General features: G+C 67.8%; 18 protein-coding genes. 17 read left to right on the top strand and 1 reads right to left on the bottom strand.

Going from position 1 to position 22149, the window contains the following annotated elements:
* The first annotated feature begins 152 nt into the window (after positions 1-152).
* The 16 genes from ACIBGM_RS30585 to ACIBGM_RS30510 all read left to right on the top strand — a co-directional run bounded on the left by ACIBGM_RS30585 (position 153) and on the right by ACIBGM_RS30510 (position 19902).
* A complete protein-coding gene (locus ACIBGM_RS30585; RefSeq protein WP_396387486.1) occupies positions 153-1418 on the top strand; it encodes an ABC transporter substrate-binding protein in 1266 nt (421 codons plus the stop codon).
* Positions 1415-2284 (top strand): carbohydrate ABC transporter permease, encoded by an 870-nt coding sequence (locus ACIBGM_RS30580; protein ID WP_396387485.1) that lies wholly within the window; start codon positions 1415-1417, stop codon positions 2282-2284. Before ACIBGM_RS30585 ends, ACIBGM_RS30580 begins: the two co-directional genes overlap by 4 nt.
* On the top strand, positions 2281-3165 hold the full coding sequence (locus ACIBGM_RS30575; protein ID WP_396387484.1) for a carbohydrate ABC transporter permease: 885 nt from the start codon (positions 2281-2283) through the stop codon (positions 3163-3165). Before ACIBGM_RS30580 ends, ACIBGM_RS30575 begins: the two co-directional genes overlap by 4 nt.
* Positions 3162-5084 carry a hypothetical protein gene (locus ACIBGM_RS30570; protein WP_396387483.1) on the top strand — a complete coding sequence of 641 codons (1923 nt, stop codon included), beginning with the start codon at positions 3162-3164 and terminating at the stop codon, positions 5082-5084. Before ACIBGM_RS30575 ends, ACIBGM_RS30570 begins: the two co-directional genes overlap by 4 nt.
* An 8-nt stretch (positions 5085-5092) precedes the next feature.
* Positions 5093-5887 (top strand): hypothetical protein, encoded by a 795-nt coding sequence (locus ACIBGM_RS30565; protein ID WP_360532920.1) that lies wholly within the window; start codon positions 5093-5095, stop codon positions 5885-5887.
* Positions 5888-5911: 24 nt separating this feature from the next.
* Entirely contained in the window at positions 5912-7786 is a 1875-nt protein-coding gene (locus ACIBGM_RS30560; protein WP_360532923.1) for a right-handed parallel beta-helix repeat-containing protein, read from the top strand.
* 5 nt (positions 7787-7791) lie between these two features.
* Positions 7792-9645 carry a right-handed parallel beta-helix repeat-containing protein gene (locus tag ACIBGM_RS30555; RefSeq protein WP_396387482.1) on the top strand — a complete coding sequence of 618 codons (1854 nt, stop codon included), beginning with the start codon at positions 7792-7794 and terminating at the stop codon, positions 9643-9645.
* A gap of 5 nt (positions 9646-9650) precedes the next feature.
* Positions 9651-11468, top strand: a complete 1818-nt coding sequence (locus tag ACIBGM_RS30550) for a right-handed parallel beta-helix repeat-containing protein (protein WP_360532929.1) — start codon at positions 9651-9653, stop codon at positions 11466-11468.
* 15 nt (positions 11469-11483) lie between these two features.
* Entirely contained in the window at positions 11484-12230 is a 747-nt protein-coding gene (locus ACIBGM_RS30545; protein WP_360532932.1) for an SDR family oxidoreductase, read from the top strand.
* Positions 12227-13414 (top strand): CaiB/BaiF CoA transferase family protein, encoded by a 1188-nt coding sequence (locus ACIBGM_RS30540; protein ID WP_396387481.1) that lies wholly within the window; start codon positions 12227-12229, stop codon positions 13412-13414. The genes ACIBGM_RS30545 and ACIBGM_RS30540 overlap by 4 nt, the downstream gene beginning before the upstream one ends.
* Positions 13411-14505, top strand: coding sequence for a hypothetical protein (locus ACIBGM_RS30535; protein WP_396387480.1), 1095 nt, complete (start codon positions 13411-13413; stop codon positions 14503-14505). Before ACIBGM_RS30540 ends, ACIBGM_RS30535 begins: the two co-directional genes overlap by 4 nt.
* Positions 14498-15271, top strand: a complete 774-nt coding sequence (locus ACIBGM_RS30530; protein WP_396387478.1) for an enoyl-CoA hydratase/isomerase family protein — start codon at positions 14498-14500, stop codon at positions 15269-15271. The genes ACIBGM_RS30535 and ACIBGM_RS30530 overlap by 8 nt, the downstream gene beginning before the upstream one ends.
* 3 nt (positions 15272-15274) lie before the next feature.
* Positions 15275-16210 (top strand): MBL fold metallo-hydrolase, encoded by a 936-nt coding sequence (locus ACIBGM_RS30525; protein WP_396387477.1) that lies wholly within the window; start codon positions 15275-15277, stop codon positions 16208-16210.
* A gap of 118 nt (positions 16211-16328) precedes the next feature.
* The gene (locus ACIBGM_RS30520) at positions 16329-17372 is read left to right on the top strand and encodes an ABC transporter permease (RefSeq protein ID WP_396387476.1); all 1044 of its coding nucleotides are present in this window, start codon (positions 16329-16331) and stop codon (positions 17370-17372) included.
* Positions 17369-18289, top strand: a complete 921-nt coding sequence (locus ACIBGM_RS30515) for a carbohydrate ABC transporter permease (protein WP_360532950.1) — start codon at positions 17369-17371, stop codon at positions 18287-18289. The genes ACIBGM_RS30520 and ACIBGM_RS30515 overlap by 4 nt, the downstream gene beginning before the upstream one ends.
* The gene (locus ACIBGM_RS30510; RefSeq protein WP_396387475.1) at positions 18286-19902 is read left to right on the top strand and encodes a substrate-binding domain-containing protein; all 1617 of its coding nucleotides are present in this window, start codon (positions 18286-18288) and stop codon (positions 19900-19902) included. The genes ACIBGM_RS30515 and ACIBGM_RS30510 overlap by 4 nt, the downstream gene beginning before the upstream one ends.
* Positions 19903-19959: 57 nt before the next feature.
* On the opposite strand, the gene ACIBGM_RS30505 is transcribed toward ACIBGM_RS30510, so the two are convergent.
* Positions 19960-21186 (bottom strand): SGNH/GDSL hydrolase family protein, encoded by a 1227-nt coding sequence (locus ACIBGM_RS30505; RefSeq protein ID WP_396387474.1) that lies wholly within the window; start codon positions 21184-21186, stop codon positions 19960-19962.
* 137 nt (positions 21187-21323) lie between these two features.
* On the opposite strand from ACIBGM_RS30505, the gene ACIBGM_RS30500 reads away from it, so the two are divergent.
* The gene (locus tag ACIBGM_RS30500; protein ID WP_396387473.1) at positions 21324-22139 is read left to right on the top strand and encodes an ATP-grasp domain-containing protein; all 816 of its coding nucleotides are present in this window, start codon (positions 21324-21326) and stop codon (positions 22137-22139) included.
* Positions 22140-22149: the final 10 nt, after the last annotated feature.

Genomic DNA, 22149 nt, shown 5'->3' with positions numbered 1-22149 from the left:
GATCTGCCAACCCTTTATGGCACGGACTTCCGACTCAGAGTGTCCACTTTGCCGTTTAAACGTTGACACTTCAGCGTAGCTCTCTGCATCGTCGATCGCTAACGACGCCCGGCCGCCCCCGACGCCGGGACGATCCGAGGAGGACCCGGAAAATGGCTCGTTCGATACGGCGGAAGCTTGTCCCGCTGGCTGTGGTTGCGATCCTGGTGGGCGCGGCCGGCTGCGGCGGCGGCTTCAGTGACGAAGGCTCCGCCGGTGGCAGCACCGGCGAGGTGCGAATACTGGTGAACATCACTCCCAACCTGACCAAGGGGTACTGGGAGGAGCTGGTCAAGCCGTTCGAGGACGCCAACCCCGGCGTCGACGTCAAGATCGAGGCCCCGACCGGGCAGGGCGTGAAGGACACGCTGCCGCAACTGCTCGCGGCCGGCAACGCCCCGGACGTGGTCGAGACGCTGATGGCCGACAAGACCCTCGCCCCGCAGATGCTCGAGCTCACCGACCAGGCCTGGACCAAGGACACGCCGTTGTCCGAGCAGGCAGCGCTGGACGGCAAGGTCTACACCGTGGGCGTCGGCCAGCAGGCCCAGTCGCTGGTGTTCTACAACAAGGAAGCGTTCGCGAAGGCCGGCATCACGACGCCGCCGAAGGACCTCGACGAGCTGACCACCGCGATGGGCAAGCTGAAGGCGGCCGGGTACCTCCCGCTGCAGACCGCCGGTGACTACGTGACCGGGTTGCAGCTGCTGCAGCTCAGCGACCCGTCGATCGCGACCAAGCACCCGGACTGGTACCAGCAAGTCAACTCCAAGCAGCTCGGCGTCGGCCAGTCCATGCTGCCGCTGCTGCAGCGCTACGAGTCCTGGATCAAGAACGGGTACGTCGACAAGAACGCGCTCGGCCTGGACGACGTCAACGCGCAGACCACCTTCCTGACCGGCAAGTCCGCGATGTACATCATGGGCAGCTGGTTCGTCCGTACGGCGGAGAGCCAGAAGCCGACCTTCGACCTCGGCGTGTTCCCCGCCCCGACCGAGGCCGGCCAGCCGTACCCGGGACCGCAGGGCGTCACGATGGCGATGCCGTACATGGTGCTGAAGTCGACGAAGCAGCGCGACCTCGCGGTCAAGCTGGTCCAGTTCCTCGCCACCGACAAGGCGGCCGTCGAGAGCCAGCTCGCGCAGGACGGCAACTTCCGGAAGGGCTACACCGACAAGCTGACGCCGCTCGGCCAGCAGGTGCAGGAGATCCTCGACCAGGCGCCGAAGCACGTCGCGCAGGGTGAGGGGTACGGCGCGAACACCCTGCCGCAAGGTTTCAACGGGGAGTGGAACAAGGCGGTCCAGAGCCTTTACACCGGCAAGTCCGCCGCCGACGTCGCCAAGCGCATCGACGCCTGGATGGGGTCCAAGTCGTGAGAGAGCGGCTGACCACGGCGAGCATGGTCGGTCCCGCGCTGCTGCTGTTCGTGGTCATGCTCGTCGTTCCGGTCGGCCTGTCGATCTACCTCAGCCTGACCGACTGGAACGGGTACAGCGCGAACCCGGCGATCGTCGGCCTGCAGAACTACGTCGACCTCGCGCGCAGCGAGGAGGCGATCCGCGCCGGGTGGGTGACCCTGCTGATCGCCGCCGTCGGGACCGTGCTGCTCAGCGTGCTGGGTCTCGGTTTCGCGCTGCTGGTGAACGGCGCGTCCCGGTTGAACGCGTTCTTCCGGGTCGTGCTGTTCTACCCGCACGTGCTGAGCGCCCTCGTGGTCGGCTTTCTCTGGAGCGCCGTGCTCGGCACGTCGGGTGTAGTCAACGGCTGGCTGACGTCCAAGGGCGCGGAGGTGCTGCCGTTCCTGTCGAACCCGAACTGGGCGCTGGCGAGCCTGATCGGCGTACTGGTCTGGGCCGGGTTCGGTGTCAACGTGGTGCTCTACCTCGCCGGGCTGCAGACGGTGTCGCGTGACCTGCTGGAGTCCGCGCGGATCGACGGTGCGTCGACGCGGCAGACGTTCCTCAACGTCACGCTGCCTTCGCTCGCGCCGGTCGTGACGGTCAATCTGGTGCTGTCGCTGGTGACGTTGCTGAAGACGTACGACCTGGTCGTGTCGCTGACCGGTGGCGGTCCGGCCGGGTCCACGCAGACGGCGGCCTACCTGATCCTGTGGGACTCGTTCCACAACAACGCGCTCGGGTTCGGTTCGGCCCAGTCCGTCGTACTGATGATCGTCACCGCGGCCCTCGCCCTGACCGTCGCCCGCCTTCGCTCGCGGGTGGATCAGGGGGTGAAGGCGTGAGTGCTATTCGCATGCCTCGGATCAGGACCAGGGTGGTCCAGCCGAAGCCGATCAAGGCGAAGGGCGCCGGGCGGATCGCGTTCCTGGTCGTCACCAGCGTGCTGATGCTGGTGCCGATGTACCTGCTCGTGGTGAGCGCGTTCAAGTCGCAGCAGGACATCCTCACGCACCCGTTCTCGCTCTCGCCGGACCTGCTGACCACCGAGTACCTGCAGAAGGCCTGGACCAACCCGGACTTCAACATCCTCAAGGGGTACGGCGTCACCGCGCTGTTCGTGGTCCTGGTCAACGTGCTGTCCGTCGCGCTCGCCGGCCCGGTGTCGTACGTGATCGCCCGTCGCACCGAACGCCGGTACCGGGTGCTCCTGCTGCTGTTCGTCGCCGGCACCTTCATCCCCAGCCAGGTGCTGGTGATCCCGGTCGTCTACACGCTGAAGTTCCTCGGGCTGATGGGCACGATCCCGGGGTTCGTGCTGTTCGAGACCACGCTGACGCTGCCGTTCTCGATCTTCCTGTACGCCGGCTACATCATGACGATTCCGGCCAGCCTGGACGAGGCGGCCGCGGTCGACGGCGCCGGCAAGCACCGGATCTTCTGGTCGATCGTGTTCCCGCTGATGAAGCCGGCCGTGGTGACGATGGTCATCCTGAACACCTTCTCGGTGTGGAACGACTTCGTGAACCCGCAGATCATCCTCGGCCCGGGCAGCGGTCTCTACACGGTGACCACCGGCGTCTACGCGGCGGTCAGCCAGTACTCGACCGACTACACGGTCGTCTTCCCGACGCTGCTGCTCGCCGTGGCGCCACTGCTGGTGGTCTTCGTGCTGCTGCAGCGGCACGTCATCAGCGGCCTGACGGCAGGAGCGACCAAGGGATGAAGACCATCGTTGCGCAGACCCCGATCGGCAGCCCGCCCGCGTGGGCGATCATGCAGCGCCGCCTGTTCGACGTGATGGACGAGGGCTGGTGGCTGTTCCGCGAACGCTACTGCCTGCCCGACGGAAGCCTCCGGTACGCCGGCCCGGTGCCGAGCCGCGACGGCGCCGACGACTTCTACGAGGCGTTCGTGAACTGGCCGGTGCTCTACCAGCTCGGCGGCGCGGACGACCTGATCGACGTCGCCAAGTGGCACTGGGAAGGTGTCACCCGCCAGCTCACCGACCTCGGGTTCCTGGTCGACGAGTTCGAGCGCGGCTACGACTGGTTCCACATCGGCGAGTCGATGATCTTCTTCTACTCGCTGTGCGCCGCCGACCCCGGCGACGAGGTGTTCCGCGAACGCGCGTACCGGTTCGCCGAGCTCTACCTGCCCGGTTCGCCGGCCGGCAACTACGACGCGGCGACCCGCACGATCCGCGCGCCGCACAACGGCGGCGGTGGCCCGCGCTGGGGGATCAACGACGAGTGGCGGACGTACGGCGCCGACCTCACCAACATGCGCATCTTCGGGCTGCCGCTGCCCGGCGTGCAGGGGATCGAGACCTGGGACGACCTGAAGGACCCGGCCAAGGCCGACCTGATGGGCGCGGAGATGATCCGCCGCCTCGGCGCCGGCGACGTGGCGGTCAACCTCGCCGCGACCACGCTGACCGCCAACGCCTGGCTCTACGACCACAACGACCGCTTCGCCGGCTGGACGCTCGAGTATCTCGACGCCTGGCAGGAGCGCGCCGGGGCCAACGGCGGCCTGCTCCCGGACAACGTCGGACCGAGCGGTGAGGTCGGTGAGCTGCACGACGGACGCTGGTACGGCGGCAACTACGGCTGGAACTGGCCACACGGCGTCTACAGCGTCGGCTCCGCGGCGTGCATCGCGGCGCTGAACGGCGTACTGCTGACTGGTGATTCGCACCGGCTCGACTTCGCGCGGCAGCTCCTGGATCACCTGTACGAGCGTGGCATCACAGCCGCCGTGGACGAGACCGAGCTGAGCATCCGGGACCGTTGGCAGGCAGAGCTCGGTGAGGACTGCGCGGAGCCGACACTGCTGATCCCGAACCGGTACGGCGACGACGGCTGGTTCGACTACCAGCCGCCGCAGCTCGGGCTGCCGATGTGGTTGTGGCAGGCCGCCTTCGAGTCCTCCGACCGGCAGCGGCTGCAAGACCTGCGCGAGCGCAGCGGCTACGACTGGCGGACCGTGCGCGACTTCCGGAACAAGGAGGACGCCGGGCACGAGGCGCCCTGGCTCGCCTACCTGGCCGGTGACAACCCCGGCTATCCCGAGGCGATGCTCGGGGTCGCGCTGTCCCAGGTGCAGCGCCGGATGGACCTGATGGCCGTCGACACCGTCGACCCGGCCGACATGAACATCCACCACTGGCAACGGCACAACCCGGTCGCGACCGAGGCCCTGCTCCAGCTGACCACCGGTACGCCGCAACTCCTCTACAACGGTGGCCTGCTGCCGTTGCGCGTGCTGTACCTCGACCCCGAGCGCGGCCGCCCCGGTCTCCCGGCGGACGTCGCCGCGCTGGTCGACACGGTCGAGCCGGACCGCACCGGGCTGCAGCTGGTCAACCTGTCCGCGACCCAGACCCGGCGCGTGATCGTCCAGGCCGGCAGCTTCGGCACCGACCGCATCGACGAGGCCGTCGTGACCACGGTGATGCCTGGGACCGGTGCGTACCCCGGCCCGTCCCCGGCGTACACCTCGCCGCCGCCCACCCCCGGCACCGAGACGGTCGTTGTCGGCGGCAACAGGCTCGAGATCGCGATGCCGCCGGGCCGGACCATCCGGCTCGACCTGCGGCTCACCCGTAACGCCTATCGCGCCGCGCACGTGGCGCTTGACTGAGGAGACATATGAGCATCGAACAAGCCCCCGTGGCCCCGGTCTGGGACCTCCCGGTGCGCGGCGAGAACCCGCCGGCGCCGGACCCCGGCCTGGTGTCCCGGTTGTCCGCGATCGGGTCGGCCACCGCCTGCGCCCGGCTGCACGGACAGGGCATCCGCCGGACCTTCGTCGACGGGCCGACCAGCATGTTCCCCGGCAGGAAGGTGGTCGGCCGCGCGCTGACGCTGCAGTTCATGCCGCAGCGGGAGGACATCGCGGACGGCCAGACGCAGGAGTACATCGAGCGCAGTACGGCGCTGTGGGCCGTTCTCGACGAAGTCCAGCCCGGCGACGTGCTCGTGGTCCAGGCCTACGGCAGCCACACCACCGGCTGCTTCGGCGACATGCTGGTCCGTTACTTCAAGCTCCGCGGTGGCGCCGGCATCGTGGTGGACGGCCGGATCCGCGACGTGCCGCGGGTGTCCGAGCTCGACGTCCCGATCTGGTCCACCGGAGCCACCCCGCACTACGCGTCCCAGTCCGAGCTGTTCCCCTGGGCCTACAACGTCCCGGTCGCGGTCGGCGGCGTGCTGACGCTCCCCGGCGACCTGGTCGTCGCGGACGACGACGGCGCTGTCGTCGTACCGCGGCAGCGCGCCGAGGCCGTGGTGCAGGCCGCCGCCGAGCACGACGCCTGGGAGAAGTTCAGCCGGCGCCGGATCGACGAAGGCGCACCCCTGCGCGACTACTACCCCCTCACCGAGAAGACCCGCCTCGAGTACGAGCGCTGGCGCGACCAGAACGGTCACAGCGCCGGCGACTGATCCCTGAGAGGACACCGCCCAACCATGTCCCAACCCAGAACCAGGCGTACGACGCTCAGCGTCGGCGCCGGGGTGGTCGCCGCTGCCATGACAACAATTGCAGTGGCAGTAGCGTCCATCCCGCTGAACAGCCAACCCGCCGGCGCGGCCAAGTGCGAGAACTTCTACGTCGCGCCCGACGGCAACGACCAGGCCAAGGGCACCGAGAAGAGCCCGTGGAAGACGATCACCCGGGCCCGCGACGAGATCCGCAGCAAGCAGCTCAACGACCGGATGGGCTGCGACATCACGGTCAACCTGAAGGCCGGCGAGTACCCGGTCACGTCCACGATCGGCTTCGACCAGCGCGACTCCGGCAAGAACGGGCACCGCGTCGTCTACCGCAGCGTGGACGGACCCGGGAAGGCGACCCTGTCCGGAGCCGAGGAGATCACCGGCTGGACGCCGTACCAGAACGGGATCTACAAGGCCAAGGTGGACCCGTCGAAGCCGTTCTACACGCTGTTCGAGGACGGCAAGCGCGCCACCAACGCGCGGTACCCGAACCGTGGCACCGAGGACACCTGGTCGCCGTACCTGACGTCGATCCTCTACGAAGAGGACAAGATGGACGTCCGGAACTGGATGTGGGGCACGCCCGGTGACTGGGATCCCACCTGGGACCTGAGCCAGGCGTCGGTGACCATCTGGTCCGGCGGCTCCTGGTCGTGGTTCACCGACACGATCCCGTTGCTGGACACCAACTTCAAGAAGACCCAGACGACGCTGAAGCACTGGACCCGCTACGCGATGGTCAACAGCCGCGGCGGCTCCCGGTACTTCTTCCACAACTCGCTCAGCTTCCTGGACCAGCCGGGGGAGTACTACCTCGACTACAAGGCCGGCGAGGTCTACTACAAGCCGCGGTCCGGCTCGATGGACAACGTGCGGGTGCTGCGGCCGACCGTGAAGACGGTCCTGGACCTGGCCGGCGCGTCGCCGCAGGACCGGCTGCACGACGTCACCTTCGACGGGCTCGGGGTGCAGTACTCCGACTTCGTCACCTGGTACCGCAACGGGTGGGTGTCCAGCGGTGACGCCGGCATCGAGCACAGGTACCCGGAGTACGACCGTCAGATCGAGATGCCGCGGAACCGGTTCGGCGCGATCAGGCTGACCAACACCAGCAACATCGACCTGACCCGGCTGCGGTTGTCCGACACCGGCTTCACCGGGATCTACCTGCTGTTCGCCAACGACCACACCCGGATCACCGACAGCCTGCTGGAGAACATCGGCGCCGACGGCATCAAGGTGGAGGGCGGCTGGCCGGGTGAAGGTGACCTGAGCAACCACCACACCATCTCGAACGTGTTCATCGACCACATCGGTGAGCTGGTGCCGGGTGACGCGGCCGGGATCGAGCTGATGGACACCGGCAACAACACCATCTCGAACATCGTGGTGAAGCACAGCGCGCGGTACGGCATCAGCCTGGAGTCGCGGCCCGAGGTGAAGGACGGCGACCAGTACACGTCCGGCAACTCGTTCAAGTACATCCGGCTCGAGCAGACCGGCCTGGACTCCGGCGACATGGGCGCGTTCTACACCTACGGCGTCGAGAACCAGGAGCCGCACCCCGTCCAGAACACCGTCGAGCAGATGGTCGTCGGTGACGTGATCCCCGACCCGTCGATGCCGGACGCCGGTGGTACTCGCGGCGTGCACATGGACGCCGGCGGGTGTGGGTTCAGCTTCGCGAACATCGAGGTCGGCAAGGTCTCCGACGACAAGTACCAGTCGTACCAGTGCAACCAGGTGACGAACGCCAACTGGGCGACGGGTTTCGACGCCTCGAAGATGGAGTACGACAAGATCGGCGTGCTGCCGACCTTCCCCTACGACGTGGCGGGGCGGTGACCTCGATGCGCGTACTTGGTGGATTGGTCATCGGCCTGGCCCTCGGAGTGGTCGGAGCCGGTACGGCGTTCAGCGCCCGGCCGGCCGAGCAGACCGCGGGATGCCAGTCGTTCTGGGTCTCGCTCGACGGCGAGGACTCGGCGCCGGGCACGAAGTCGAAGCCCTGGCGGACGATCGAGCACGCCCGGGACACCATCCGGGCGCGGAACCTGAACCGGCACCTGTCGTGTGACCTCGTGGTCAACATGACGGCAGGCGCCTACCAGGTCGACAAGACGATCACCTTCGACGACCGCGACTCCGGGTCGAACGGGCACAAGGTCGTCTACCGGAGCGCCGACGGTCCGGGGAAGGCCGTGCTCGAGGCGGCGCAGGAGGTCACCGGCTGGGCGCCGTACAAGGACGGCATCTTCAAGGCGAAGGTGGACATCGACCAGCCGTTCTACACCCTGTACGTCGACGGCGAGCGCGCCACCACGGCGCGATACCCGAACCGGCGGTCCGACGAGGAGTGGGCGCCGTACCTGGAGTCCGTGCTGATCGAGCCGGAGAAGGAGGCCGTCCGGGACCAGGTCGGCTACACCGACGGCGACTGGAACGAGACCTGGAACCTGAACAGCTACACCGACTGGCCGGCCCAGCTGATGATCTGGTCCGGCGGTTCCTGGAGCTGGTTCACCGACACGGTCCCGATCAAGAACGCGGACTGGAAGGACAACAAGGTCATCCTGGACTACTGGACCCGGTACGCGATGATCAACTCCCGGGCCGGTTCGCGGTACTTCGTCCAGAACTCGCTCGACCTGCTCGACGCCGAGGACGAGTACTACCTCGACTGGGCGACCAAGGAGCTGTACTACAAGCCGCGCGGCGGCACGATGGACGGCAAGCGGGTACTGCGTCCGACGCAGACGCAGGTGTTGTCGCTGGCCGGTGCGACGCCGACGCGACGGCTGCAGGACATCGCCTTCGACGGACTCGGGATTTCGTCCACCGACTTCATGCAGTGGTACCGCTCGGGATGGATCAGCGCGGGTGACTCGGGTCAGAAGCACAAGTACAAGGAGTACGACCGGCAGATCGAGATGACCCGGAACCGGTTCGGTGCGGTGACGCTGACGAACACCCGGAACGTCGACCTGACCGGCCTGCATCTGCGCGACACCGGCTACCACGGCGTCTACCTGTTGTCGGCCAACGACCACGTCCGCGTGGCCGACAGCCTGCTCGAGAACCTCGGCGCCGACGGCATCAAGGTCGAGGGCCCGTACCCGGGCGAGGGCAACGTGGCGCACCACAACACGTTCACCAACCTCTACATCGACCACGTCGGCGAGCTGGTGCCGGGCGACGCGGCCGGGATCGAGCTGCTGGGCACCGGCGACAACGAGGTCTCGCACGTCGTCGTCAAACACAGCGCGCGCTACGGGATCAGCCTCGAGTCGCGGCCGGAGGTCAAGGACGGTGAGCAGTACGCCACCGGCAACTCGTTCAAGTACATCCGCCTGGAGGAGACCGGCCTGGACAGCGGTGACATGGGCGCGTTCTACACGTACGGCATCGACAACCAGGAGCCGCATCCGGTCCAGAACACGGTCGAGCAGGTGGTCATCACCGACGTGATCCCGGACGCCTCGATGCCGGACAGTGGCACCCGCGGCGTGCACATGGACGCGGGCGGGTGTGGGTTCTCGTTCGCGAACATCGAGGTGGGCCAGGTGACCGACGACAAGTACCAGTCGTACCAGTGCAACCAGGTGACCAACGCCAACTGGGCGGCCGGTTTCGACGCCTCGAAGATGGAGTACGACAAGATCGGCGTCCTGCCCAGCTTCCCGTACGACGTGGAAGGACGGTGAGGTCGATGCGATTGCTTGCAGCAGTCGTCGTCGGTGCTCTCGGAGTGGTAGGCGCTGGTTCCGTGGTGGAAGCAACGCCGGCCGACAAGTGTGATGCGTACTGGGTTTCACCGACCGGGAACGACGCCGGTCAAGGGTCGGAACGGAAGCCCTGGAAGACGGTCGAGCATGCTCGCGACATCCTTCGGTCCACGAAGTCCGCGTGCAACCCGGTGGTCAACCTGAAGGCGGGGACCTACCGGGTCAGCAAGACGATCACCTTCGACGACCGGGACTCCGGGGTGACCTACCGGAGTGTGGACGGGCCGGGGAAGGCCGTCTTCGAAGGCGCCACGGAGGTGACCGGCTGGACGCCGTACCAGGACGGGATCTTCAAGGCGCCGGTGGACGTGGACCAGCCGTTCTACACGTTGTACGCCGAAGGGACGCGGGCGACCACCGCGCGGTATCCGAACCGGCGGTCGGACGACGAGTGGGCGCCGTACCTGCGGTCGATCCTGTTCGACCCGACCAAGGAGGCGGTGCGCGACCAGCTCGGGTTCAACACCGGTGAGTGGGATCCCTCGTGGGACCTTCGGCTCGGTACGTCGTGGCCGGCGCAGGTGACGGTGTGGTCGGGTGGATCGTGGTCCTGGTTCACCGACACTGTGCCGTTGCTCGACATCAACCACACCAAGCGCCGGACCACGCTGATCTACCCGGCGCGGTACGGGTTCATCAACTCCGGCGGCGGCTCGCGGTACTTCGTGCAGAACTCGCTCAGCCTGCTCGACCAGGCGGGGGAGTACTACCTGGACTACCCGGCGAAGACGCTGTACTACAAGCCGCGCGGCGGCACGATGGACGGCGTGAAGGTGCTGCGGCCGACGGTGACCCAGGTGTTCTCGATCGCCGGCGCGTCGCCGAGCCGGCGGGTCGAGAACCTGACGCTCGACGGCCTGGCGATCCAGCACACCGACTTCATGGAGTGGTACCGGTACGGCTGGAATGGCACCGGCGGGTCCGGGTTCGCCCACAAGTACCCGAAGTACGACACGCAGATCGAGTTGCCCCGCAACCGGTGGGGCGCGATCACGCTGACCAACACCCGCGGCGTCAAGCTGACCCGCCTGCACCTGCAGCGGACCGGGTTCACCGCGATCGAGTTGCTGTTCGCCAACGAGCAGACGACCGTGTCCGACAGTCTGCTCGAGCACCTCGGCAACGACGGCATCAAGGTCGAAGGCGGTTGGCCTGGTGAAGGCGACCTCGCCCACGACAACACGTTCACGAACAATTACATCCACCACATCGGCGAGCTCGTCCCGGGCGACTCGGCCGGCGTCGAGATCATGAACAGCGGCCGCAACGAGATCAGCCACACCGTCGTCGAGCACGGCGCCCGGTACGGCATCAGCATCGAGTCGCGACCCGAGATCCCGAACGAGGACAACTACACCAGCGGCAACACCGTCCACCACGTGCGGCTGTCGCACCTGGCCAAGGACAGCGGCGACACCGGTCCGTTCTACGCGTACGGCGTCCGCAACCAGCCGCCGTACACCCCGGACGCGGCGGTGTCGCAGCTGATCATCGACGACGCCAACGCCGACCCGTCGATGCCGGACAGCAAGCCGTACGGCGTGCACATGGACTTCGGCGGCTGTGGGTTCGCGTTCTCCGACGTGAAGGTGACGAACACCGAGAGCGACCCGTACCACGGGCCGTCCGCGGGTCCGTGCGACACCTTCGAGAACGTCAGCTGGGCGGACGGCTTCGACGACTCCCGGATGCAGTACGACCGGATCGGCGTGCTGCCCTCCTTCCCCTACGAGAAGCCCTGAGGTCCCGAAGTAGATATGGACACGCAACGTTTTGCGGGCAAGGTCGCGCTGATCACCGGAGGAGCCTCCGGGATCGGCGCGGCCACGGCCCACCGGATCGCCGCCGAGGGCGGCACGGTCGTGGTCGCCGACCGCGACGGTACGGCGGCCGCCGAGCTGGGCAAGTCGCTCGGCGGCACCGGCGTCGAGCTGGACGTCACCGATCTGGAACGCACGCTGGAAGTGGTCGCAGCGCTGGACGCCGTCCACGTGCTGGTCAGCGCGGCCGGCGTCGACGTGTGCGACACCGTGCCGAACACCAGCCCGGACGAGTGGCGGACCATCCTCGACGTCGACCTGACCGGCGTCTACAACTCCTGCCGCGCGGTGCTTCCCCGCTTCATTGCTCAGGGCAACGGCGCGGTCGTGACGATCTCCTCGGCGATCGGCACGGTCGGCGAGCGCAACCGGTCGGCGTACTGTGCGGCGAAGGCCGGCGTGGAGAACCTGACCCGCGCGATGGCCCTCGACCACGGCCGCGACGGTGTCCGGGCGAACTGTGTCGCACCGGGCCTCATCGACACCCCGCTGATCCGCAACGGCAAGGTCGGCGGCGAGGACGACCCGGGCGCGATGCAGGCGATGGTCGACCGGCACCACGCCCTCGGCCGGATCGGGCAGCCGGCCGAGGTGGCTGCCGCAATCGCGTTCCTCGCCAGCGACGACGCGTCGTTCATCACTGGCGCCGTACTGCCGGTCGACGCCGGGTGGACCGCCCAATGAGCATCCTGTCCGGCTACCGCGTGCTCGACCTCTCGGTGGCGATGGCCGGTCCGCTGGCCGCGATGCGGCTGGGTGACCTCGGCGCCGACGTGGTCAAGGTCGAGCCGGTCACCGGAGAGTGGCAGCGGCACACGGCTGCCGGCGGTGCCGTCGGCAACGAGGTGAACGCGTCGTTCCTGTCCCTCAATCGGAACAAGCGCAGCCTGGCCGTCGACCTCAAGTCCGACGAGGGCCGTGAGCTGCTGTACGACCTCGTGCGCACGTCCGACGTCTTCCTGCAGAACTACCGGCCGGGCGTCGCGGCCCGGCTCGGCGTCGACTACGAGACGCTGCGCGCACTGAAGCCCGACCTGGTCTATGCCTCAGTGTCCGGGTACGGCGAGACCGGTCCGTACGCGTTGTGGCCCGGGCAGGACCTGCTCGTGCAGGCGATGAGCGGTGCGTTGTTCAGCGCCGGGCGACCAGGTGAGCCGCCGGTGGCCGCGCCGTACTTCCTGGCTGACGCGGTCACGGCCTACAGCTCGTTCGAAGGTGTGCTCGCGGCGCTGCTGCATCGTGAACGGACGGGGGAAGGCCAGCTCGTCCAGGTGAACATGCTGGACGCGGTGATCGCAATGCAGATGCAGGAGCTGTCCGTCCACACGGTCGGCGGCGTCCCGCAGACGCGGTCTCAGGAGGTGCACGCCCACAGCTACATTCGTGCGCCGTACGGCATCTTCAGCACGGCAGACGGCTACATCTCGCTGGCCTTTGCCGAGTTGTCGGTGCTGGCCGACGTACTGGACGTGCCGTCGCTGGGCGAGCTGGACGCGGAGCGCGACGGGTTCGTCCGCCGGGATGAGATCTCGGCGGTGGTCTCTGCCGCGCTGCGCACCGAATCCACCGATCACTGGCTGACGAAGCTGCGCGAACGCGGCATCTGGTGCGGCCCGGTCTACTCCTACGCCGACCTCCAGACCGATCCGCAGGTGCTGCACAACGAGTCGTTCGTGACCTACGAGCACCCGACCGAGGGCACGGTCACGACCCCTGGCTTCCCGTACCGCTTCAGCGCGACACCGGCAGCGGTACGGCGACCCGCGCCGTTGACCGGTGAACACAGCGACGAGCTGCTGGGCGAGCTCGGTGTCTCCGCCGAACGCCGCGAAGAGCTGGTACGGCGTGGCGTGGTGGTGTCGCGGTGACAGTCCAGCTGCGCGGGCTGACGTGGGACCATCCGCGGGGATATCGACCGCTGGAGGCGTTCGAGACGCCCGGCGTCGAGGTGGTGTGGGACCGGCAGCCGCTGTCCGGCTTCGAGTCGACCCCGCTGTCGGAGTTGGCCGAGCGCTACGACTTGCTGGTCGTGGATCACCCCGGTCTCGGCGCTGCGATCGAGGCCGGGGCGATCCTGCCCGTGGAGGACGTGTTCGCCGCGCGTGATCTCAAGGTCTGGCGGGACCGCGCAGTGGAGCCGACGTGGGACAGCTATCGGCTGCACGGGCACGGCTGGGCCCTGCCGTTGGATGCCGCTACGCAGACCTGTCTCTACCGTTCGGACCTGCTCGAGGTGCCTCCTGCTTCCTGGTCCGACGTGCTGGACCTGTCTGGCGTCGTGCTGTGCATCGCCGGTCCACACGCCGGGTTGATGCTGCTCGGTCTCGCCGGTGATCGGACTGGCGCCGGTCTGCTCGATCGAACTCGTGCGGTCGAGGCGATGGAGTTGCTGCGGGCTGTGTGGCGACGGTCGGACCAGAGTGCTGCCGGGCTCGACCCGATCGGCATCCATGAGCTGCTTGCCACTAGCAATGAGCTGGTCTGCTGCCCGCTGGTTTACAGCTACGCGTACTACGGTGCTGACTCGGCAGACCGCGTGCCGGTGGCCTGGTCGGCGGCTCCGCGGTTGCGGTCGGCGGACCAATTGGGCAACGGCACGCTGGGCGGTACTGGTCTGGCGGTGACACCTCGCGCCTACACGCGCGTGCTGGCCGTGACGAAGTACGTGCGTGGCTTGCTGGATGTCGGCGTACAGCTGGACACCGTGTCGACGGTGGGTGGGCAGTCGGCGACTGCTGCGGTGTGGGCGTCGGACGTGGTGGACAAGGCGTGGAACGGGCACTACTCGGCCACGCTCGGCACGCTCAGGACGTCGTACGTGCGGCCGCGGTTCGACGGCTGGATCGCCTTTCAGGACGAGCTGTCCTCGCGGGTGCGGGAATTGCTGGGGAACGCCGCCGATGCCGCGACGGCGGTCGACCGGATCGAGGACGACTATCGGAGGGCGAGCCATGGATGACGGCCGGATCCGCTTCGACACCGACGGCGGGGTCGGGCTGCTGACCCTCGACCGCCCGGCCAAGCTGAACGCGGCGACCCGCGCGATGAGCACCGAGTTGCTCGAACTCATCCCACGCATCGACGACGACCCGTCCATCCGCGCGGTCGTGGTGACCGGCGCCGGCGACCGGGCCTTCTCGGTCGGCAGCGACATCGGCGAGCTCGACCGGTACGACGGTCCGTGGCATTTCCGCAACCGCCGCGACTACTGCGACGCCCTCCGCAGCCTGCGGACGCCGATGATCGCCGCGATCAACGGCTACGCGTACGGCGGTGGGCTCGAGCTCGCGTTGTCGTGCGACATCCGGCTCGCGGCTGCGCACGCGAGCTTTGCCGCCGCGGAGATCAAGCTGGGGTGGATCGGCGGTGGGGGAGTGACCGCGCTGCTCGCCGCGAGTGTGGCGGCGAGCGACGTGGCGATGATGCTGCTGACCGGCGACCCCATCGACGCCGCGGAGGCGTTGCGGATCGGACTGATCAGCGGGGTGCTCCCCGCCGACGAGTTGTTGCCCGCGGCCACCGAGTTGGCGCACCGGATCGCCCAGCGGCCGCCGGTCGCGGCCCAAGCGGCCAAGGCCAACCTCCGGGCAGCCCTCTCGATGGGCCTCGAACCAGCCATCCAGTACGAGCGGGAGCTGCAGGCGGTGGCTCTCGGGACCCGCGACGCTGCCGAAGGCCGGGCGGCCTTCGCGGAACGTCGTACCGGAACCTTCGAAGGACGGTGAGCGATGCCGACCCAGATCGCCCCAGGGATCCACCAGTTGGCGACCGACTACCCGCACGTCTGCGGACTGCCGTTGTGGTTGCACGTGATCGACGCCGGCTCGGAGTTGGTGCTGCTGGACGCTGGGATCGCTTCCACCCCCGAGGCCGCAACTGCTCCGGAGTTGGCGGCGCTCGGACTCGGGCTGGGTGACCTCACGCTCGTGGTCAACAGTCACGCGCATCCGGACCACATGGGCGGGAACGCCGTACTGAAGAAGCACAGTGGCGCGCGGTTCGCCGCGCCTGCGCTGGAGGCCGGCTGGCTGGAGGACAACGAGAAACTGCTGACCGAGTTGTGGGGAACCGATACCGCCGCGCTCGACCTGTCGGAGGGCGAGCGGACCGAGATTCTCGGCATGCTCGACGACCGGGTCCGGGTGGACATCCTGCTGCGTGACGGCGACCATCTTCCGGCCGATCGGCGTTTACAGGTAGTCACGACCAGCGGGCACAGCCCCGGACATATCGCCGTACTCGACGAGCCCAGCCGGACGCTGTTCACCTTCGACGACGTGCAGGGCCGGGGCCGGCCGTTCCTGGACAGCGAGACCTGGCTGGCGCCGCTCTACACCAACGTCAGCCAGTACGTCGACGGCCTCAACCGCCTGCTCGAGTTGGATTTCGACGCTCTCGTGCCCTCGCACGGCGACCCGCTCGACGCGGCCGCCGGACGCGCTCGGATCACCGAGAGTGTCGAGTGGGTGAGCGACGTCGACAGCTTCACCCGGCAGCTCCTCCGAACGCGTGGATCGCTCACGGTCCGTGAGCTTGCGGGTGAGATCGGTACCCAGTTGGGTGACTTCGGAGGGCTCTGCCTGCAGACCGTCCAGATGGCCCGGGCCCACCTCGAACTCCTGGCCCGTGAGCGCCTCGCCGAGCCTCGGTGGCACCTCAGTTAACCGAAAAGACCCACCGCATGACCTAGCGCGACACGCCGAGACACGATATCAACGTTGTAATGGTAAGCGCTCTCCAACGGCGGAGGGCGGCGTCCGGCAACGACGCAGGGAGTGTCGCGTGGCTCGAACAGACGGAGTCCTCAGCCCGCAGATCGACCAGTCCACAACCATCGACCGAGCCGGTGTGACCGGCTCCGGACCCCCGGGCGCCGCCCTCGGGGGATCCGCCCCACCGAGGCGCGGCGGGCAGCTGACCTGGTGGGGACGCGTCCGCCGGGACAAGGTGCTGCTGCTGATGGCGGTGCCCGGTCTGGGCCTGATGCTCGCCTTCCACTACCTGCCGTTGCTCGGCAACCTGATCGCGTTCCAGGAGTACCTGCCGTTCGTCCCGATGGGACGCAGCGCCTGGGTCGGCCTGGACAACTTCGCGGTCATCTTCAACGGGGACGCGGAGTTCCTGAACGCGCTGAAGAACACGCTGCTGATCACGCTGGTCCAGGTGGTCTTCGTGTTCCCGGCGCCGATCGCGCTGGCGCTGCTGCTGAACAGCCTGCTGTCGGAGCGGATCAAGCGCGTCGTCCAGTCGGTGCTCTACCTGCCGCACTTCCTGTCCTGGGTGATCGTGATCGCGATCTTCCAGCAGATCCTCGGCGGCAGCGGCATGATCAACAACATGCTGCGGTCCCGCGGCATCGACACGATCGACTTCCTCGGCAACCCGGACAGCTTCATCGCGCTGCTCACCAGCCAGGTGATCTGGAAGGACACCGGCTGGGGAACGATCCTGTTCCTGGCCGCGCTGACCCAGATCGACACCGGGCTCTACGAGGCCGCCCGGGTCGACGGAGCCTCCCGCCTGCGGCAGTTGGTGCACGTCACGCTGCCGGGGATCCGCGGGCTGATCATCCTGCTGCTGATCCTGCGGCTCGGCGACTCGCTGACCGTCGGGTTCGAGCAGATCATCCTGCAGCAGAGCTGGGTCGGCAGACCGGCCAGTGAGGTGCTGGACACCTACGTCTACAACAACGGCGTCCTGGCCGGCCAATGGGGAGTCTCGGCCGCAGTGGGCCTGGTCAAGGGTCTGGTCGGCGTCGCCCTGGTGATCGGCGCCAACAAGATCGCACACGTCCTCGGCGAGGCGGGGGTGTACAGGAAAGCATGAGCACATCAACGAATCTCTTGCGCTCCACTCGCAAACCGGAGCTCATCGACGCACCTGGGATTCCGGTCCGGGTGATCAAGGGCATCGTGCTGGTGCTCTGCTGCCTGGTCGTGATCGTTCCGTTCATCGGCGTGATCTCGACCAGCATCGCGAGCCAGGCCCACGTCACCAACTCCGGTGGCTTCGTGCTCTGGCCGGACGGCATCAACCTCGACTCGTACCGCACGATCTTCAACGGCGGCGTCGTACTGCAGGCGCTGTCGGTCAGCTTCCTGATCACGATCGGCGGCACGTTCATCAGCCTGGCCGGGTCCACCATGCTGGCGTACGCGCTCAGCCGGCCCGGTTCGGTCGGGCAGCGGCCGATCCTGATGATCGTGCTGTTCAGCCTGCTGTTCAGCCCCGGGCTGATCCCGAACTACCTGGTGGTCAAGCAGTTCGGCCTGCTCGACTCGCTGTTCGCGCTGATCCTGCCGACCGCGATCAGCGGCTTCAACGTGATCATCCTGCGGGCGTTCTTCATGAGCATCCCGGACTCGGTGGTCGACTCGGCGCGCGTCGACGGCGCCGGCGACTTCCGGATCTTCTGGTCGATCGTGCTGCCGCTGTCCCGGGCGGTGCTCGCGGTGATCGGCCTGTTCTACGCGGTCGGTTACTGGAACGCGTTCTTCAGCGCGATGCTCTACATCAGCGACACGGCGAAGTGGCCGCTGCAGCTGGTGCTGCGGACGTACGTCATCAACAACACCGAGCTCAGCAGTGGTGACCTCGGTGGCGCGGCGGCCGACCAGTTGCCACCGCAGGAGTCCATCCAGATGGCGATCCTGGTGATCTCGCTGGTGCCGATCCTGATCGTCTACCCGTTCCTGCAGCGGCACTTCGCCAAGGGAATGCTGACCGGGGCGGTGAAGGGATGACGCTCAGCAGAAGGAGGTTCCTCGGCGGTTCACTGGCCGCCACGGCGGTCGCCGGCGGATTGAGCGGCTGCGCCACGGTGACCAGGTCGACCGACATCGCGGCGCTGAACAAGCCGGTGCAGCTGCCGACGTACCGGCGCTTCGACGGCCCGAAGCCGGACCTGCCGCGGTCGCATCCGTTGATGCCGGACTGCTTCTACCGGTTCCCGGAGCAGCCCGGTCGGGTGACCGACGGCGTACCGGGGGACGGCAGCGACGTGTCCGGAAGTGCGCCGACGTCGAACCCGATCCCACCGACAGCCGACCGGAACGCGTACTGGCAGGAGCTGAACAACCGGCTCGGCTCCCCGCTGGCGCTGACGATCACGGCGGCCGCCGACTACGACGACAAGTTCGCGACCTCCGTGGCCGGTGACACCCTCGGCGACCTGTTCAACGTCGAGGGTGGGTTCTCCTACCTGCCGCAGTTCCTGGAGGCGCGGGCGCAGGACCTGACCGAGTACCTGTCCGGCGACGCGATCCTGGAGTACCCGTTCCTGGCCAACCTGTCCACCGAGTCGTGGCGCGGGTGCGTGTACTCCGGGGGAATCCGGGCTGTCCCGATCCAGCGCGGAGTGATGTCGACCGATCTGCTGCTGGCGCGGCAGGACATCCTCGACCAGCTGGGTGTCGAGCTCGAGTCGCCGAACCTCGACGAGTTGATCAAGGTCGGCAAGGCGGTGACTGACGAGAAGAAGAAGCGGTGGGCTTTCGCCGTACCGCCTAAGTGGGCGCTGTGCGCGATGCTCGGGTTGCCGAGGGACTGGGAGGTTCGCGACGGCCGGCTGGTGCACAGCTGGGAGCTCCCGGAACACAAGGAGATGCTGACGATCACCCGGCAGATGGTGGTCGACGGCCTGATCCATCCCGACGGTGTGGCCAAGCCGAACCAGAAGGTCTGGTTCAGCCAGGGGTCGGCGGTGCTGACGCAGGACACGTACTCGTCGCTCCAGAGCTTCTACCGGCGCAGCGTGGTGAAGAGCTTCGCCATCGGGATCCCGGTCGTGCGTGATCAGTCCGGGAAGGTCGGCCGGGTGCTGCTCGGCAAGCCGAACAACTCGATCGCCGCGATCAAACCCAGCTCGCCGGAGCGGACCAAGATGCTGCTGCGGGTGCTGAACTGGATGGCCGCGCCGTTCGGGACCGAGGAGTACCTGTTCCGCAAGTTCGGGCTGCCCGATCGCCACTACACGCTGAAGGGCACCGACCCGGTGCTGACCGAGGCCGGTCAGAGCGAGGTCTGCCTGGGCGAGTTCCCGATCCAGTACCTGGCCGACGGCGGCTACCCGGTCTACTTCCCGGGGCGTCCCGAGGCGGTCGACGTCGCGTACGGCCACCTCAAGGCGGTCCTGCCCACGGCTGTCCTGCCGCCGGTCTACGGGCTCTACTCACCGACCGAGTCCACCAAGGGCAAGGTCTTCACGACCCGCTTCGACGCCCTGACCAAGGACATCCAGCTGGGCCGGGCCAAACTCTCCGCCTGGGACGAAGCCGTCACCGAATGGCGAAAATCCGGCGGCGACGCCATCCGCGCCGAATACGAACAAGCCATGTCAATCCAAGGCCGCAAGTAACAACCAGTCGCGGACCCGCCGCGCGCACCGCCCCCCGGGCGGTGCGCGCGGTGGTTTTTAGTTGCAGCGGAGGGTTTCTAGGTTGGCGGCCTGGCCCATGGCGTGGTTGCCGGCGTCGTTGGGGTGGAGGCCGTCGCCGCCGTCGTACGCGGACTGGAGGCGGGTGGGGTCGGCGGGGTCGCGGGTGGCGGCGTCGAAGTCGACGACGCCGTCGAACTCCCCGCTGGTGCGGATGAACGTGTTGACGGCCTGCCGAGCCGCCTCCTTCTCCGGCGTGTACACGAACGACCCACCGACCGGCGTGATCGTCCCACCGACGATGCAGCGCCCGGTCGCGTGCGCCCGTGCGATCAACTGCCGATACCCGTCGATCAGTTCGTCCGCAGTCGCCCCGGCATAGATGTCGTTGATCCCCTCCAGCACAAGAACAGTCTGTACGCCGGGCTTCGTCAGCACATCCCGGTCGAGCCGGGCCAGCGCGTTCGGCCCCGCACTACCCGCCTTCGCCACACCGTTCAGCACCCGGTTCCCGGAGATCCCCTCGTTGGAGATCGCGAGCCGCCGATGCTCGGGCAACTGCGCGTACCGGTCGGCGAGCACGTCCGGCCACCTCCGGTTGGTGTCGATCGTCGTACCGACCGACGAGGTGATCGAGTCGCCCAGCGTGGCGACCGTGTCGACCTGCCGCGGCGCCGAGACGATCGCGGCGTTGACGAAGAACCACGCCGACGACTCGGTCTGGTACGGCGTCGCCGACTCGTCGGCCGCGTGGTCACCGGAGACCGACTTGTAGCTGTGCTGCATCGCGCGGTTGTGCGCCGTGATCACACCGGTCTGCCCGACCACGTGCAAGCTCACGGTCAGGCTGGTCTGCGCCGGTACCGGACCAGGCAGCGGATCACTGATCGCCAGCCCACCCGGCGGGATCCGCACCGACGTCTTCCCGCCGAACGTCAGTCGCCGGCTCGTTCCCGGTACGACGCTCGCGCCGTCCTGATGTCGCCCGACGTACACAGAATCGGTCACCAGCGGCTGGTCGCCGTACGCGTTCGTCAGCCGGATCCGCAGGTCCGACCCGCCGACGCTGGTGCGCACGATGTTCCGCACCGTCATGTCGCTCAACGTCCCGCCCGCGATGTCGTCACTGGCGCCCCAGGTCGTCACCAGTTGGGTGCCACCAGCATCGTCCCCACCATCCGGAGCCGCCGGGTCCACCAGGCCCGCCACCCCCACCGCCATCACCAGCAAACTCGCGCCCACACGGCGCCACGAGGAAGTATTCATTCTGCCAAGTCATCCCTGAATAGATATAACCTCAACGCGTTGCAGTTGTTGCAGCGCCGAACGGCCCCTTCCCCGAGCCCAGCGGTCGCTCGAAAACCGTGAGCGCCACGACACCCGCCTTCGGGACAATCAGCCGCATGCTGCTCGTACCGCAGGACCCACTGAACCCGCGCCGGGTCGACCCACACTTCGCCGGACAGGCCGCCGCCGCCCGCGAGCGGGGGATCGCCGTCGCGCGCATCGACCACGACGCGCTCGGCGATCCGGAGCGCGCCGTCCAGGGAGTGCCGGCTGCGGACCATGCCGTGTATCGCGGATGGATGATGTCGACGAGCGAGTACGACGGATTCGCGAAGGCGCTCGCGGATCGTGGAGTGACACTGCGGACGTCAGCCGAGGCCTACCGGACTGCGCACGAGTTCCCTGGCTGGTACGACGCGATGAAGTCGGTCACACCGGAGTCCGTCTGGACCACGGGTGACAACGTGGACGAGCTGACAATCGCGGCTCAGCAGCTGGGAAACGGCCCCGCCGTACTGCGGGACTACGTGAAGTCGATGAAGCACTACTGGGACGAGGCTGCCTACGTGCCCGAGCCGGCCGCCGTAGAGCGGGTGGCCCGCAGGTTCCTGGAGTTGCGGGAGGATGCATTCACGGGTGGGTTCGTGCTACGGCGGTTCGAGGAGTTCGCCGGGGCGGAGGTGCGGACGTGGTGGGTCGGCGGGCGGTGTGTGCTGGTCACGCCGCATCCGGACAGCCCGGGCGATTTGCCCGCGGGGGTGGATCTGGTCGAGGTCGAGCCGCTGGTTGCCGGGCTCGCGCTGCCGTTCGTGACTGTTGACCTGGTCCGGCGGGCCGACGGGGTGTGGCGGGTCGTCGAGCTTGGGGATGGCCAGGTGAGTGATTGGCCCGCGTCGCGGGAGGCGGGTGACCTGGTCGCCGCGCTGTTCTAGTCCGTAAGGG

The organism is Kribbella sp. NPDC050470 (assembly GCF_044458365.1).
Classification (GTDB): Bacteria; Actinomycetota; Actinomycetes; order Propionibacteriales; family Kribbellaceae; genus Kribbella.
This window is presented reverse-complemented; position numbering and strand designations above follow the sequence as displayed.

Coding starts and splice junctions, on each gene's coding strand:
- ACIBGM_RS30585 (WP_396387486.1), top strand. CDS start 153: ATGGCTCGTTCGATACGGCGGAAGCTTGTCCCGCTGGCTGTGGTTGCG.
- ACIBGM_RS30570 (WP_396387483.1), top strand. CDS start 3,162: ATGAAGACCATCGTTGCGCAGACCCCGATCGGCAGCCCGCCCGCGTGG.
- ACIBGM_RS30565 (WP_360532920.1), top strand. CDS start 5,093: ATGAGCATCGAACAAGCCCCCGTGGCCCCGGTCTGGGACCTCCCGGTG.
- ACIBGM_RS30560 (WP_360532923.1), top strand. CDS start 5,912: ATGTCCCAACCCAGAACCAGGCGTACGACGCTCAGCGTCGGCGCCGGG.
- ACIBGM_RS30555 (WP_396387482.1), top strand. CDS start 7,792: ATGCGCGTACTTGGTGGATTGGTCATCGGCCTGGCCCTCGGAGTGGTC.
- ACIBGM_RS30550 (WP_360532929.1), top strand. CDS start 9,651: ATGCGATTGCTTGCAGCAGTCGTCGTCGGTGCTCTCGGAGTGGTAGGC.
- ACIBGM_RS30545 (WP_360532932.1), top strand. CDS start 11,484: ATGGACACGCAACGTTTTGCGGGCAAGGTCGCGCTGATCACCGGAGGA.
- ACIBGM_RS30540 (WP_396387481.1), top strand. CDS start 12,227: ATGAGCATCCTGTCCGGCTACCGCGTGCTCGACCTCTCGGTGGCGATG.
- ACIBGM_RS30530 (WP_396387478.1), top strand. CDS start 14,498: ATGGATGACGGCCGGATCCGCTTCGACACCGACGGCGGGGTCGGGCTG.
- ACIBGM_RS30525 (WP_396387477.1), top strand. CDS start 15,275: ATGCCGACCCAGATCGCCCCAGGGATCCACCAGTTGGCGACCGACTAC.
- ACIBGM_RS30515 (WP_360532950.1), top strand. CDS start 17,369: ATGAGCACATCAACGAATCTCTTGCGCTCCACTCGCAAACCGGAGCTC.
- ACIBGM_RS30510 (WP_396387475.1), top strand. CDS start 18,286: ATGACGCTCAGCAGAAGGAGGTTCCTCGGCGGTTCACTGGCCGCCACG.
- ACIBGM_RS30505 (WP_396387474.1), bottom strand. CDS start 21,186: ATGAATACTTCCTCGTGGCGCCGTGTGGGCGCGAGTTTGCTGGTGATG.
- ACIBGM_RS30500 (WP_396387473.1), top strand. CDS start 21,324: ATGCTGCTCGTACCGCAGGACCCACTGAACCCGCGCCGGGTCGACCCA.